Annotated in this window: 14 protein-coding genes; 5 read left to right on the plus strand and 9 right to left on the minus strand. The window is 41.9% G+C overall.

Annotation, left to right across the window (positions count from 1 at the left end; genetic code table 11):
• Positions 1–33: 33 nt before the first annotated feature.
• The 5 genes from LC091_RS14875 to LC091_RS14895 all read right to left on the minus strand — a co-directional run bounded on the left by LC091_RS14875 (position 34) and on the right by LC091_RS14895 (position 5276).
• Complete coding sequence (locus LC091_RS14875) at positions 34–1596, minus strand: PAS domain S-box protein (RefSeq protein WP_226682818.1); 1563 nt, start codon at positions 1594–1596, stop codon at positions 34–36.
• 724 nt (positions 1597–2320) lie between these two features.
• The gene (locus LC091_RS14880; protein WP_226682819.1) at positions 2321–3151 is read right to left on the minus strand and encodes a hypothetical protein; all 831 of its coding nucleotides are present in this window, start codon (positions 3149–3151) and stop codon (positions 2321–2323) included.
• Positions 3141–3674, minus strand: coding sequence for an RNA polymerase sigma factor (locus LC091_RS14885; protein ID WP_226682820.1), 534 nt, complete (start codon positions 3672–3674; stop codon positions 3141–3143). Before LC091_RS14885 ends, LC091_RS14880 begins: the two co-directional genes overlap by 11 nt.
• A 332-nt stretch (positions 3675–4006) precedes the next feature.
• Entirely contained in the window at positions 4007–4789 is a 783-nt protein-coding gene (locus LC091_RS14890; protein WP_226682821.1) for an SDR family oxidoreductase, read from the minus strand.
• A gap of 106 nt (positions 4790–4895) precedes the next feature.
• Entirely contained in the window at positions 4896–5276 is a 381-nt protein-coding gene (locus LC091_RS14895) for a VOC family protein (protein WP_226682822.1), read from the minus strand.
• A 152-nt stretch (positions 5277–5428) separates the two neighbouring features.
• On the opposite strand from LC091_RS14895, the gene LC091_RS14900 reads away from it, so the two are divergent.
• Positions 5429–5998 (plus strand): biotin transporter BioY, encoded by a 570-nt coding sequence (locus LC091_RS14900; protein ID WP_226682823.1) that lies wholly within the window; start codon positions 5429–5431, stop codon positions 5996–5998.
• A 137-nt stretch (positions 5999–6135) separates the two neighbouring features.
• Here LC091_RS14900 and LC091_RS14905 read toward each other — a convergent pair whose 3' ends face one another.
• A complete protein-coding gene (locus tag LC091_RS14905; RefSeq protein WP_226682824.1) occupies positions 6136–6795 on the minus strand; it encodes a permease prefix domain 1-containing protein in 660 nt (219 codons plus the stop codon).
• Positions 6782–7135, minus strand: a complete 354-nt coding sequence (locus LC091_RS14910) for a PadR family transcriptional regulator (protein ID WP_226682825.1) — start codon at positions 7133–7135, stop codon at positions 6782–6784. The genes LC091_RS14905 and LC091_RS14910 overlap by 14 nt, the downstream gene beginning before the upstream one ends.
• A 167-nt stretch (positions 7136–7302) precedes the next feature.
• Here LC091_RS14910 and LC091_RS14915 point away from each other — a divergent pair, with 167 nt between their 5' ends.
• From LC091_RS14915 to LC091_RS14930, 4 genes are all read left to right on the plus strand, one after another.
• Positions 7303–8097 (plus strand): sporulation protein, encoded by a 795-nt coding sequence (locus LC091_RS14915; RefSeq protein WP_226682826.1) that lies wholly within the window; start codon positions 7303–7305, stop codon positions 8095–8097.
• A 128-nt stretch (positions 8098–8225) separates the two neighbouring features.
• Positions 8226–8774: a sigma-70 family RNA polymerase sigma factor gene (locus LC091_RS14920; RefSeq protein WP_226682827.1), complete on the plus strand. Its 549-nt coding sequence runs from the start codon at positions 8226–8228 to the stop codon at positions 8772–8774.
• Positions 8775–8777: 3 nt separating this feature from the next.
• Entirely contained in the window at positions 8778–9212 is a 435-nt protein-coding gene (locus tag LC091_RS14925) for a PadR family transcriptional regulator (RefSeq protein WP_226682828.1), read from the plus strand.
• Positions 9209–10507 carry an FtsW/RodA/SpoVE family cell cycle protein gene (locus LC091_RS14930; protein WP_226682829.1) on the plus strand — a complete coding sequence of 433 codons (1299 nt, stop codon included), beginning with the start codon at positions 9209–9211 and terminating at the stop codon, positions 10505–10507. The genes LC091_RS14925 and LC091_RS14930 overlap by 4 nt, the downstream gene beginning before the upstream one ends.
• 54 nt (positions 10508–10561) lie before the next feature.
• Here LC091_RS14930 and LC091_RS14935 read toward each other — a convergent pair whose 3' ends face one another.
• Positions 10562–12367, minus strand: coding sequence for a YhgE/Pip domain-containing protein (locus LC091_RS14935; protein ID WP_226682830.1), 1806 nt, complete (start codon positions 12365–12367; stop codon positions 10562–10564).
• Positions 12367–14310, minus strand: a complete 1944-nt coding sequence (locus tag LC091_RS14940; RefSeq protein WP_226683087.1) for an efflux RND transporter permease subunit — start codon at positions 14308–14310, stop codon at positions 12367–12369. The genes LC091_RS14935 and LC091_RS14940 overlap by 1 nt, the downstream gene beginning before the upstream one ends.
• Positions 14311–14320 lie beyond the last annotated feature (10 nt).

Raw genomic sequence — 14320 nt, forward strand, 5'->3', positions numbered from 1 at the left:
AGAAGAGAGTGCTCATCCTTTCAGCGCTCTCTTCTACTCGACCACATTTGCTGCAAGCTTCATTTCCGCTGCCCGAGCGTTTTGCTTTTCCAGTGTAATCCTTGCAACCGTTCCTTTATTCAATTCACTCTCATAAACAAGCGAGCCATGATGATTTTTAATGATTTTATTTGTAACAAGCAGGCCTAAGCCTGTTCCTTTTTCTTTCGTAGTAAAAAATGGTTTGCCGAGCTCCTGGATTTTTTCCGGAGAGATGCCAACACCTTGATCTTCAAATTCTACACAAACCGAATCGGCTGTTTCCCTTAGACGGATGGTTACCTTTCCGCCACGTGGCATCGCTTCAAAGGCATTTTTTAAAAGATTGATGAACACTTGCTTCATTTCACTTTCCACACAGACATGCATCAGTGATTCCACTATTTCCAGCTTGACTTCTATATTGAGAAACAGTGCCTGTGTGTCCAGCAAAAATACTACATTCTTCAAAATCTTAACCATGTCCACACTTTCCAAGAACTTCGCCTGCGGCTTTGCAAGTACCAACATTTCATTAGAAATAAGTTCAATCCGCTCCAACTCACTCGCCATAATTTCGTAGTATTGCGGGTTCACACCATTTTGAATGTTGATTAACTGTAAAAATCCCTTTAACGAAGTAAGCGGGTTTCGTATTTCATGAGCAACCCCGGCAGCCAACTGCCCTACTGCTGTTAATTTTTCAGAATTAACAAGCGCCTCCTCTGATTCCCGGCGCTCTGAAATGTCCCTCGTGGTACTAATTATCTGTGTCAAGTTCCCAGAGTCATCAAAGACGGGCTTAGCCACCGTTTCAAGCCAAACAACTCTGCCATCCTTTGACAATACACGAAATTCTTTACTTAATGATGATGGAGCCTTGTTGAGGTCTTCATTAAAACTTCGCACAGTGTCAAGATCATCGACTGGAATGAACTGAGAAAAATCTGCTCCAATCACATCTTCTTGACTATAACCAAGAATATCAGTAACCGCAGGATTGATGTATTGAACCGTCCCGTCCGGTGAAGCTAGCGTAATGATGTCTTTCGCATGTTCTGAAATGAGCTGATACATATTTTCAAATTCCTGTTTTCGCAAAAAAGTAAAGGCGGTCACCGCATGCTTACTCATCAAAATGGACAGACGAATATCCATTTCCGTCGGAGTATATGGATAACGATGATAGATCGCGAAAGTTCCATAAATTTTCTCTCGATAATAAATAGGGATGGACCAGACAGCACGGACTCCAGATAAGTCAGTAAGTTCCAAGAACGGCTCCCACACAGCATCGGTATGCATATCTTCACATATGACGATACGCTTCTCATTTGCTGCTATCCCGCATCCACCCACACCAAGTGGCAGATTTTTGGCCTTTTCGACATAAATTATCGGAAACCCATCGTAACCCGGTCCTGGATTAAGTGTTTGCGTCACATCATCAAAAATCATCGTCGTGACAATGGAATCTTCTGAAAGCATCTCTTGCAACTCTACCACCAAACGAGATAGTATCTTCTCCACCGTATCATCATGTTCAAAAGGATTTTTATGTAAAAGTTCATTCAGCATAGTATGCCCCTCAACGTTCCTCTAGTATTTTCCTACTATTCTAATAATAACTTTATCATATTAAAGTGTTTTTGGCTTTTTATTTCCACATAGCAGACTCCTAGATTGTGCAGAAATGACTGAATATTGGTGTGAACTGTCAGAAAATACGTATGAAATATTATCATTTGCTCTGGCACTTGTCCCTGTCAAAATCAAATCCTGCTTCGTAGTTGAATTTGAATTGATTCCAGACTTACCAGAATTCCGGTTTGGGCCACTTTGTGAACTTTGAACTTACAATGGATGTCGTGCAGACTGTAAATCAAGTAATCTAATATACTTGCCTACAGGAAAGTTACCAAGAGCGTTGCCTTGATACAGTTGGTTCATTAGCATTCGCACCAACTGTCACGACGGATAACTGTGGACGACAAGTGATAAGTTTGCGAGGGTTGTTTCTGAGATTTGTGGGCTGCGGGGAATGAGTAGGTAGATAAATAGACAGTTTGGAGAAAAGTAATGGGCAGTAGATCTTCATAAAATGTTATGAAGACCTTTTCCACGTGGAATCAGCCTCAAGATTGTCTTCATAAACGGTATGAAGACAATCTCAACAAGAAATCATCTTCAAAAGTGTCTTCATAAGCAACATGAAGACACTTTCGACAAGAAATCCCGTTCGAAACTGTCTTCATACCCACCTTCATAACCATGAAAACCCTACCTTAAATCTCCTTGCCCATTACTCCTCTATCTGCTTCAACGACTTCTCCACAAAAGTATACGCATAGCCCTCTGATACTCTTTCCGCATTAAAATAAAATGCATACACATCCTCATCCACGCGGAAACTTATTCTGAAAGTATCTGAAAAAGAATTTTTTCTATGCCTATAGTAGACTGTTTTTCCAGCAATAGTTTTTTCCTCACCAATAAGGTTGCTATTAATTAAATCAATATGACTCGTTTCTCCATTTAAAATGTTAAGCCCAACAATGTGTTTATCATTTAACAGAAACTCCCCATAAATCAAATCCGTAGATTTCGATAATTTTCTAAGCTCCTCTGACTCCCCTTCCTCATCACCCGCTTCTAGGGTACTATACACAAAAGCCGCCATTACCGGATCGCCTAAATACTCTTCCTCACCTTTAAGAAGGTACCCATCATGCATGATAAAAGCAGTCTGTAAAGGAACATCCGCATGAAACGGAATATGAACCTCCGTCCCAAGCTTAGCAGATACCGCTTTTTCTATACTGGTATACGGAGTCACCCCACCAGCCACAGCTTCAGTGTCATTCTCCTCCTCCACCGACAAACTTGTATTCTTATCATCTAAAAAAATCAACTCATTCGCAAGAAAATACCCACCGACCACCAACAAAAATCCAGCCAACATAAATGAAACGACCGGCCTCATATCCCATCTCCTTTGTTGTCTTTTATCTGGTTGCCTAACTGACCCCATCACTCTACTATGGAGTTCTTTCTTCCCTTCTTCATCCAGCCTGATTTCTTGGTACCCCTTCAATGTCCGATCCAAGCGACTTTCATCTTTTTCATGCGTCATGGTTATACCCCTCCTTCAGCATTTGTTTCTTCAAGGCTTCCAACGCTCTGTGCAAAGTGGTCTTCACCTTACCTTCATTCCATCCCAGGATTTCTGCGGACTCCCGCACCGTCAAATCCTTTATTTTTCGTAAAATAATAACCTCTCGATAAGACCTTTTCAATTGTTGCAAGGCATGATACAAATACGCCTCAAATTCCCCTTGCTGCGCTACCTGTTCTGGTAAATGATCTGTTGTCGACAGCATGGCAGTAACTCCCAAAGAATCAGCCACAAAACGAAAAGGCTTCCTCTTCCGAAACTCATCAATTGTCGCATTCCGAGCAATCCTATACAGCCAATTCCTTTCACTTGTCTCCCCTTTATAACGATCTAATGCTTGATATGCCTTGATATACGTATCATGCGTTAAGTCCTTCGCCATCTCTGGATCGCCGGTCATCATCAGAACATAACGAAAAACCTCGTCACTATAACGCTCATACCAATCATTCAGCTTTCGAATTGACCATTCTCCCTCCATGTATTTCACCTATCTCTCTATAGCTATCGCAAATTTGCTTACTTTAAGGACGTGAGGATTGTTCATTGGTTACAGTTTTTGAAAAAAAAGTTCCATCTGCTACTCTAGTTTACACTAGAAAGTAGATGGAACCTTTTTCGTTTAAAGTTAATTAGCTTGTTATAAAGACATCTTTTCTCTTATTTCCGCCTCACTCACGTCTTCATACATCGAATGAAGACATCTCTCCTCTTATTTCCACCTCACTCACGTCTTCATACCAGCCATTCAAACAACAAAAAACCGGAGACCCTCCCAAAAAGCAAGGTCTCCAGTTTCTATATATTTTCCACTTAAACCCTCAAATCCCATCGCTCTTGCTCCGTCTCTTTCAACTGCTTCTCCGTTTCTTCAGGATAAACGGTACGGAACTTATGGTCATCAACTGGAATGATTTCCACCATCTTTTGAATCATATCTTCAGGATGGAACTCCTTTAGCTGCTCTTCCTGCTCGATCATGTCTGCTTTTCTTGTAAAATGCTTTTCTTCATCAAACCACTTCCACTTTTCCTCAGCAGCACGTTTATTGAAGCCAGTTGCATATGGTCCTGGATTGATGGTCGCCACTTTCACTCCGAACTCTTCCAGCTCTGATTTCATTGTCTGCGCGATACCTTCCAAAGCATGCTTGGTGGCTGTATAAGGACCCACATAAGGTGTCGCGGAAATACCCGCCATGGAACTCATGAAGACTATCTTTCCGCTTCCCCTTTTCACCAGTTTCCTTGCAGCAATCTGCGCAGTTTCAAGAGTCGAGAAAACATTTACTTCAAAAAGTGCGCGGAATCTTTCCATCGGCACTTCCCCAAGCGGCCCTCCCTCGTTGATTGCAGCATTTGCCACAAACACGTCAAAATCGTATTTCTCTATTTGTTCCAAATCAATAGGGTTTGTAATATCAAGTTTAAAAACTTCCATCTCTAGCCCTCGGTCCTCGACTTCCCGCAAAAGGTCCGTTTTCTGGGATGTCAGTTCCGTTGTGGCGATCACTCTATGCCCCTTCTCGGCAAGTCCTAACGCAGCACCTCTTCCAAGCCCAGTACCCGCTCCTGTAATGAATATAGTTTTAGCCATTTGAAATCCTCCTGTAAAATAGGTTATCGTTTTGTGTTCCCTGTAGGAGTAATGGCAAAACAAGGAGTTGCTATCACGGGCCAGTTAAGTCAAGCCAAATTTTTTATTATCCCTTTTCCATCACCGCAAAATAATTCTCTTCTCCATCGGCAAAATTAAACACCTTACCAGAAGGCATATGGACCATCTCGCCAACTGTTACATTTCCTTCAGTCAATTTTCCATATAACCCTTCCAGATCCTCCGTGAAAAACATCAAAGAAGGTGTACCCAAGTTCAGCTCCGGTGACATTTTGGCAACAAACTCTTTATTGTGGAGGATGATGCTTGTTTCCGATTGTTTTGTGGGTGCTATTTCAATCCATCTCATCCCTTCTCCATTGTCCTCTTCTGAAATTACATGGAACCCTACTTTATCCGTCCAAAACTTTACCGCTTCATCCTGGTTATTAACGTAAAGCATGATTTGACCGAGTTTATTGATCATCGTTTCCTACCTCCTTCAAGGTTTATGTAGTAACAATTTCTAGTTACTTAGTAAAAATCCTTTAAGCTAATGGAACAAAAAGTCTTTTCATAATTCAAAAACTTATGTAAACTAAATTTATTATTAAGTTGACTAAAATGGAGGATTAACAGATGACGGCAAAAAACGAAAGATTAAGATGGCTAATAATATGCGCTATGTTCGCCGCGATCACAGCGGTTCTCGCACAAATGGAAATCCCTTTACCGCTTGTGCCAATCAGCGGACAAACACTCGCGGTGGGACTTGCTGCAACAATTCTTGGAAGTAGATACGGAGCAATGTCAATGGTGTGTTACGTCCTGCTGGGAGCTATTGGGTTACCCGTTTTTGCAGAAATGAAGGGCGGAGCTTCCGTACTCGTTGGCCATACAGGCGGTTACATATTCGGCTTTATTCTTGCCGCCTTTTTTACAGGCTACATTCTAGAGAAAACAGCATTCACATTAAAAATGGCCATGATTGCAAACACCGTTGGGATGATTATCACGCTTGTGGCAGGAATGATTCAGCTTAAGATTGTGTTGGACATGACTTGGGCAACTGCATTTAAAATTGGTGTGTTCCCTTTCATCATTGTCGGTCTCATCAAAGCATTCTTAGCAAGCTGGATAGGAATCACAGTGAGAAGACGTTTAAAGCAAGCTAACTTACTGCAAGTCAAAGGGGATGTAGCTGCGTAATACTCTGGTGTATAATAAAAAAGAGAGTAGTGCGCCAACACCACTCTCAACGATTTATCTTAGTATGAAAGCCACCTTTTTCTTTTACCGAAGCAGAAGGTGGTTTTCTTTTGCCCACATTCCTTGCGATATCACTATCACGCCACCATCTTTCTTCGATCGGTTCCTGTAAATAAAAGTCCTAACCATAAACCAATTCCCACTAAGAAAAAAATCATGAAAGAACTGATCGCAATATACACCTCACCAGTCGCAAACCCTGTTGTAAAAGCAACAAATAGACTAAATGCGACCAACCCGATCGCCACTGCATATAAAATGGCCCGAACCCTATTCATCGCATACTTCCTACTCGTCTCTCTCGTTAACCCGCTAAACGTAATAATAGCAACTCCAAACACGACGAAAATTGCAGTCCCTGTCACAGCTTCCATTTCCATATCCATAAAATACAACATGGTTGATGTTAATACACCGAACAGAATAAGCAATATGCCAGTAATCAAGCCAGCCGCAGAAATTCGCGCTGTCATGGAAGAGTACACCGCTTGCTTCGCTTTGTTCTGCCCAACTTCCCGCATATCATCTACCAGCCCGCTAAGATCTCCCATGGAACTCACTGCTTCTTTGAATGCAGCAGTCTCATCCATCCCGTCCTTCTTGTAGTCCGCGATTTTCTCTTTTAGATTAGTAGTTAGCTCTTCTTTAAGATCAAATAATTGCTGACTTTCCCCAACGCCTGAGAAAAGGCCATCCACATACGCCTGAACTTTTTTGTCCACATCACTTCTCTTCATTCTCGATTCCTCCCTCTATCAAGTAATTAAGTATCTCTTTAGCAAACTTCCATTCTTTCTTATATTGCTCGTAGCGTGCCGTACCGTCTTCTGTTATCCGGTAGTATTTGCGGCGACCACCCTGGGTTTCGTCTCCCCAATAAGAAGCAATATACCCTTCCTTCTCTAAACGCCGAAAAGCAGTATAAAGCGTGGCCTCTTTCAGCTCATACTGATTTTTACTTAGCTCAATAATGGTCTTGTAAATCTGATACCCATAACTGTCCCCTTGCCGAAGCACATTCAGAATAATCGTATCCGTGTGACCTCGTATTATATCAGTCGATATTTTGGTTTCCACATTTTCTCACCTCCTGGTTATAATTTACAACATATTACTGTGTGTGTCAAAGTAATTTTTACACCGAAGTACTTTGAGATTAAAATACCATAAATTACTAATTCTATAAAGAAACTTTTCCCACTCCTTTTCGTACTAATTAGTAGACGATTAAAGGAGGAAAAGCAATGTCCCTATTTTCAAAGCTAATAACAAGTGTCGGGATTGGTTCGGCAAAAGTGGATACGAAGCTAAAAAAGAACTATTTTATGCAAGGAGAAGTGTTGGATGGAGTTGTGGATATTTTGGGTGGAAACTCCAATCAAAAAATTGATGCCATTCATTTAAAACTGATGACGCTTTACGGTCATGAAGGAAGCAGCCGCCTCACTAACACCGTCATACATACCCACAAACTAAATGATTCGTTTACCATTCATGCAGGCGAACGAAAGGAAATCCCGTTCTCGTTCCGAATTCCTTTAGATACACCTATAACCATGCAGGATCCTGAAACCGGCAAGAACATCCCGCCCGTTTGGATCGCAACAGAAGCGGATGTCAAGAATGCTGTGGATCCAAGAGATAAGGACTACATCACCATTGAACCTACCAAGGTGCACGATCAAATCCTCGACGCCTTGAGAGTCCTAGGATTAAAGTTCCGTCAGATGGAAAGCCAGAAGCTTCCCTTCAATTTTAAATCTGAAAAAGTATTCGGCCAACAATACGAATTCGTACCTACATTCGGAAAATATTTTAAGAGATTAGAAGAAATTGAAGTCTATATTTTTCAAGGAGATGTGGAAACAACGGTCCTTTTTGATGTGGATAAACTGCGGAGAAACCCACTCTCCTCGGTTGTGGATAAGTTGAATCTAGATAAAAACAGAGGCAGCGTGACATTTAAGAATGAGCAAATCTTAAATGATAGAAGATCTGTGAGTGATGAGTTTGAGAAGATAATTGATAGAGTGTTGTAGGGTAGAAGAAGAGCCAATCCTTAAATCGGGTTGGCTCTTTTAATTTGGTTCGCGATGAAACTTTTTATTTTTTTCCAAACCCAAACAGTGTATGCATCGTCTAAAATGGTGAAAGGAGGGATGTCTACATGAACGAACTAGAACATGTAGTTGTTTCTAAGGAAAATGTGATAGAAAAGGAACAACTTATCCAAGAGCTAATGAATGAGAACGGGGATGCGGTTCTCCATCTTGTTTTTACATATGTAAAGAACCAGACGATAGCGGAGGATTTAACACAAGAGATTTTTATTAAGTGCTATGAGAAGCTAGAGCAGTTCAATCACCAGTCCTCCATAAAGACTTGGCTCTATCGGATCGCCAGCAACCATTGCAAGGATTATCTAAAGAGCTGGCATTATCGAAAGCTACTACTCAATGAAAAAATATTGAACTATTTACCGTCCAAAACAAAAGATGTCGACCTTGAAGTAATAGCTAAAAGTGAAGAAGCCAGCCTTACCAATGCAGTAATGGAATTGCCTATACAATACCGTGAAGTGGTAATCCTGCATTACTATGAGGAACTCCATTTATCTGAAATCAGCGATATTACTTCCGTAAACATCAATACCTTAAAAACCAGACTTAAACGGGCAAGGGAAATGTTAAAAGAACACTTGATAGAGGAGGTTTAAAGAATGAATGACCCATTTCTAAATTTTAAAAAGTCTATGAAAAAGAATGTTTTCAAGGATCTCTCTTTTACGGAAGAAAGAAAAGCTAGAGTGAACGAAGTGATACAGTCAAGGCATTCATCCTCTACTCTTCAATCATTTAAGGAAGAAACCGTCCTTTCCATTTTGCAATCTCTACAACTAGAGGCAAAACATGGCTTTGAAATCTCCACACGACTTTTTCAAAAAAAAGAACATAGCTTTTTGCACAATGAAGGACAGCTTTATACACTTTTACATTTGCTGGAAAAAAAAGAGATTCTGAGTCATAAGTGGGATGAGGAAAAGAAATATTATTCATTAACCGCAAAAGGTAAAAAGTACTTAAAAGCTGCCCAAAAAGGTTATTCCAAACAACCGCTTTTATTAAAAGAACTTCTAGAGGAGGCCTCCTTATGAGCTCCCCCATGTTTAATGAATTTTTAGCAAAAGTAATTTCTAAAGTAAAGTCCAAAGAAGCTCACAAAATGATTGAGAAAGAGCTCCATCATCACCTTCTAGAATTAAGTCAATCATTCCAGAATCGTGAGGATTCCAAAGAAAAAGCAGAGGAAAAGGCCGTTCAAGAAATGGGGAATCCTTATTCAATCGGGGAGAGATTAAATAAGCTTCATAAACCTAGAATGGACTGGACGCTCATCACCATATTTATTATGATAGGTGCGATCAGCTTTCTCCCCTTAATCGGGAATGCACCTGGCTCGTTATTTTTGGAACAGCAGGCAATTTGGTACAGCCTGGGAACAATCATCCTGATCTCTTTTCTATTCTTTGATTATAGAAAACTGAAAAATTGGTGGTTCCTTTTTTATAGCAGTGGCTTGCTTGTGCTACTATACCTTCCTGTATTCGGCCTTTCAGCAGGCGGAGTCAAGAGATGGATCTCATTTGGCGGGTTTACGGTAGATGCTGCCTCCATTTCTATGCTTTTGTTTTTCCTTGCTTGGTCTGGTATTCTCACTAAACCTGACATGTTTAACGGTTGGAAACAAATAATGATGTTTGGTCTTTTCTGGATACCTTTCATTCTTTATATGATGCTTCCTTCCTTTACTTCTAGTATTTTTTATTTTTTATGTGTATTAATGATGTTCACTTTTTCTCATTTACCGAAAAAGAGCAAGGTCATCATAATCACAGCAAAACTGACCACGTGTCTACTGTTTATTGTGCCAATCTTAATCAGCTCTCGTGGCAGTCTTTTAAGTGAAAGATTGTTTTCTTTTCTTTCCCCTGAAGAATATTATGATGGATCGGGTTATATGTACATGTTAATCAAGGGACTCCTTGCTGAAGCAGGCTGGTTCGGAAATGGTCTAAATGGGGATAATGCCATCCAATCCCTACCAGACGCTCATACAGAATTCGCTTTCCCCTATCTTGTATACTCACTCGGCTGGGCATTCGGCATATTTCTTTGTATATTGTTAATAGTATTTATATGGAAAATTTCACAAAATGCAAGCAAGACGAAGGACTCTTATGGAAGGATTTTAGTAGTTGGAGGAGCTACCTTAATCGCGGTTCCTGCTATATGGAATATTCTTATGGGATTAGGTTTTGCACCAATAATAGGTGTATCTTTACCATTCATCAGTTATGGGGGAACCACACTGATTATTTATTCCGCGGTTTTAGGGATTATTTTAAGTGTTTACAGGCGGAAAGATATCATCGAGCCAAGTGAAATTTAACTTTATAAGGAAAGGGAGATTTCTTCTGTATGCCAGTAGAAACCTCCCTCTTTTTTACTTAAATAACTCTTTCAACAAAGTCCAGAACCCCTTCTTTTCCTCAGGCTCCGCTTCCTTCGTTTTCTTCTCATCCATCTTAATTGCTTCCGTTTTAATGACAAATTGAACGGAAGTGACTTTTTCATTTTCTTCCGATACAAACGACACTGGTTTGAAATCTGATTTATCGTATTCCTGAATCATCTTGTCGATCTCGGCTTGCATTTTGGCAGGAAGGTCTTTGGTTTCAGCGTATAATTCCTCTGTTCCCTCCGATAACTCATTCACTCCTGTTGAAAGTTCATTCGTACCGTCCGTCAAGCCAATTAAGCCTGTGTGAAGTTGTGAATAGGATGTGGATAGCTCTCCAACACCATTTGTATAACTCACAAGCCCCGAGTGGAACTGATTAAAGTTGGCCGCCAACGTTTCCATGCCTTTTGTCAGCTCAGCCAACCCGCTCAAATCGGTTTCCTCTAGTGAAGCCGATAGCTCATCCGCAATTGTCGTCAACGTGCCACTTATCCCTCTTACTGCTCCATCGACTTGTTTCAATGATGGCTCCACCGCTGCAAATGCTTCCTGGACCTGTGCATAAGTTCCTTTCACCTTTTGGGCAGCCGCATAGTTGGCTGCCAACTTATCCACAACGGCAGGATCTGCTCCGCTTTTATATAAAGCAGCAATCTCTTCTTCGGATAGGTCTCCTGCGGGTATTTCAGTGATTGCACCGTCTAGTGCAGCATAAGCCGTCCCATAGTTTTCCAGTAATTTTCCGAGTCCGTCTGCCGTATCATTCAAGCCTTTCGCAAGTTCACGCAACCCGGCTGGCAATTCGGTCAAACTGCTCAAATCAACGTCTGCTGCACCAGCGGATAGTTCCCGATTAATCGTTCCTAACGCTTCCTTTATAGATGCAGAAGCCCCAGCCAACTCAGATGACGACCCATTCAGCTGATTGATGCCACTTTTATATTGTGCAGATCCATCACGAAGTTTCGCCGCACCGGTGTTCAACTCAGAAATCCCGTCCTGCAGTTGGCCTACACCATCATTCAATTGCCCGATGGCATCTGACAGTTCTGCCATATCATCGGTCATCCCTTCCGTTCCGGTCGTATCAATCGGAAGGCTGGATGGGACTGCGGCAATCTCTACACCATTGAATTCAAAGTTTTCCACGTCTGCCTCAACTCGAAGCTGCTCTTCTTTTCCAGGCATCACCGTAAACGTGATTTGTTTATTTTTCCCGACATTCGCCTGCATGCCACCAGAGGATGCTTCGATATTCTGATAGGTATTCGGCATCGTCAGGGATACTTGCAACAAATAATTTTCATAAAAGACAGATGCAACGTTGTTGTTAGACGCTGTCTCGACTTGTATCTCTACATGACCGCTTTCCCCCGCAAGCTCTGCAGGCTCCACTTCACGCCCATCCAAAAGATACGTAACCGTCACATCCCATGGCAGTTCCGTTCCTTCTTCCAAGTCGCCTTGGTAGTAGAACTTCCCTTCCTGTTCCACTTCGGCCACCACACGCTCGCCTTCTTGCTCTAGTTCCGTCATATCCGTCAAATTTTTCACTGTTTTATACTCACCGAAATCGAGGATTTCCCCCGCCTTCACAACATCGAGGGTATTCACAACATAGATAGGGCCAAGATCTCCGTTTGCTTTCAACGTGGCGTAGACCACTTCTTCCTTGCTTCTGACATTCCGTTGATCTTCCGCGTAAACGCCACTCGCTTTCCCAAGAAATGAAGGCAAGAAAATCATTCCGGCAAGTGTAACATATAGTAGTTTTTTCTTTCTCATCATCACTTCTCCTCTTTGAAATTGGACTTATAGGTTGTTTTCTTGATGAATCTATCACACACAAGCAGCATCGCCGGTAGGAAGAACAACACCATGATAAAAGCCAGCAGTGCACCTCTTCCAAGCAACAGTCCGATTGAACCGACAATTGGGTTAGAAGACGTAATCCATAAAATAAACCCGACACTGGACAGAATGGCTGCTGAAATTGAAATCGAGAACGTCTTCTCATCCAACGTTTTGATAATTGCCTTCCTGCCCGACATTTCCTTACGATGGTGGGTGTAAGCCTCTGTAAATAATATTCCATAATCCACAGTAGCCGCTAATTGCACCGTACTGATGATGAGGTACCCCACGAACACCAGCGAGGTCTGCGAGAAATACGGAATGGATAAGTTTATCCACACAGAGGACTGAATCGCCAATAACAAGACAACCGGTATTGAAATTGACCGGAAGCCAATCAATAACACAATGGCAATGGTCACAACCGTCAACACATTGACCAAAATATTATCCTTTGTCACCGTATTTTTTATATCATACAGCGTCACGCTCTCCCCAAGGCTGAGCGCGGAATCTCCGTAATACGCCGATGCGGCTTGATCCACATTTTCCACAATCGCAAAAGGAATGTCCCCTTCTGTCGCCTGGTTGGTGTTGATCACGATCCGGCTGTAATTTTCCGAATAAAATTCATTTCGGACCTCTTCATCCAAGTACTCTGGCGGGATCACCGGGTCCACCATGTTTACGTAGGACACGACACTTGTGACATAATCCATGGACTCAAGCTCTTCCACAAGCTCCTCTTCTTTTGCCACCTCGCCCTTTGGCACTAAAAGCACAATCGGTGTGATTTCCCCGAAGGATTCGTTGATTTTATTATAATCCGCACCAGCTCTTGTATGATCTGGCAGTTCACCAAAACCATATGTAAAAGAGGTATTGGTCTGCGCAAGGAATGCGGGTACAAGTAGAGCGAGCACAATTAGTAAACTTGGAACCCTTAATTTGACCACAAAGTTCCCAATCCCCTCAAAGCTTGGGATGAAGCTTCTGTGTTGCGTCTTATCCATCCATTTATAAAAGAAGAGCGTTAATGCAGGTAAAAATACCATTACACTGATAAAACTAAGCACGATTCCTTTTACCAGATTCAACCCAAGGTCAGAACCGATTTCGAAATCCATAAACGTTAGCGCAATAAATCCAAAGAATGTCGTCGCCGCACTCGCAGTAATGGCCGGGAACGACTTCTTCATCGCAAGCTCCATGGCCTCTTCAGGATTTTTTGTTTTTTTACGATAATCGGAAAAGCTGTGTAGGAGAAATACCGCATAATCAAGCGACACGGCGAGCTGCAGAATCGGCGCCACCGACTGCGTCACAAAGGAAACCTCCCCGATAAAGATGTTGGTTCCTAAGTTGATCAGGACAGAAACTCCAATCGCTGTCAGGAAGAAAATTGGCTCCACCCAAGATGTTGTGGAGATGATCAGAATGAAAATGATGATCGGCACAAGCAGCATGGCCGCATACATCGATTCGTTTCCGGCCATTTTTTGTGAGGTCGCGGTATTGATTGCTTCCCCAGCAATGGCACCATTTTCACCAATCAATTCATAGACGGCATCCGTAATAGCCACCTCATCTCCACTACGTACGCTAATGGAAAACAAGGCATTGCCGTCCATATAGTAACTTTCGACCATCTCTTGATCCGCTATTTCGAGTGGTTTTTTTAAGTCGACCACATCATCGAGCCAGATCACTTCTGCCACTCCATCAATGGCTTCTAATTTCTCTTTATACGTAACGGCTTCCTGTATCGTCACATCCGATATCATGACCCGCGTATCCGGTACAGAACCCGTAAATTCTTTTTCCATAATCTCCATGGCCTTGGTCGACTGGGCATCATCTGGCAGATAATCTACCATATTATAATTG

Source organism: Sutcliffiella horikoshii (assembly GCF_020524325.1).
GTDB classification, from domain to species: domain Bacteria; phylum Bacillota; class Bacilli; order Bacillales; family Bacillaceae_I; genus Sutcliffiella_A; species Sutcliffiella_A horikoshii_D.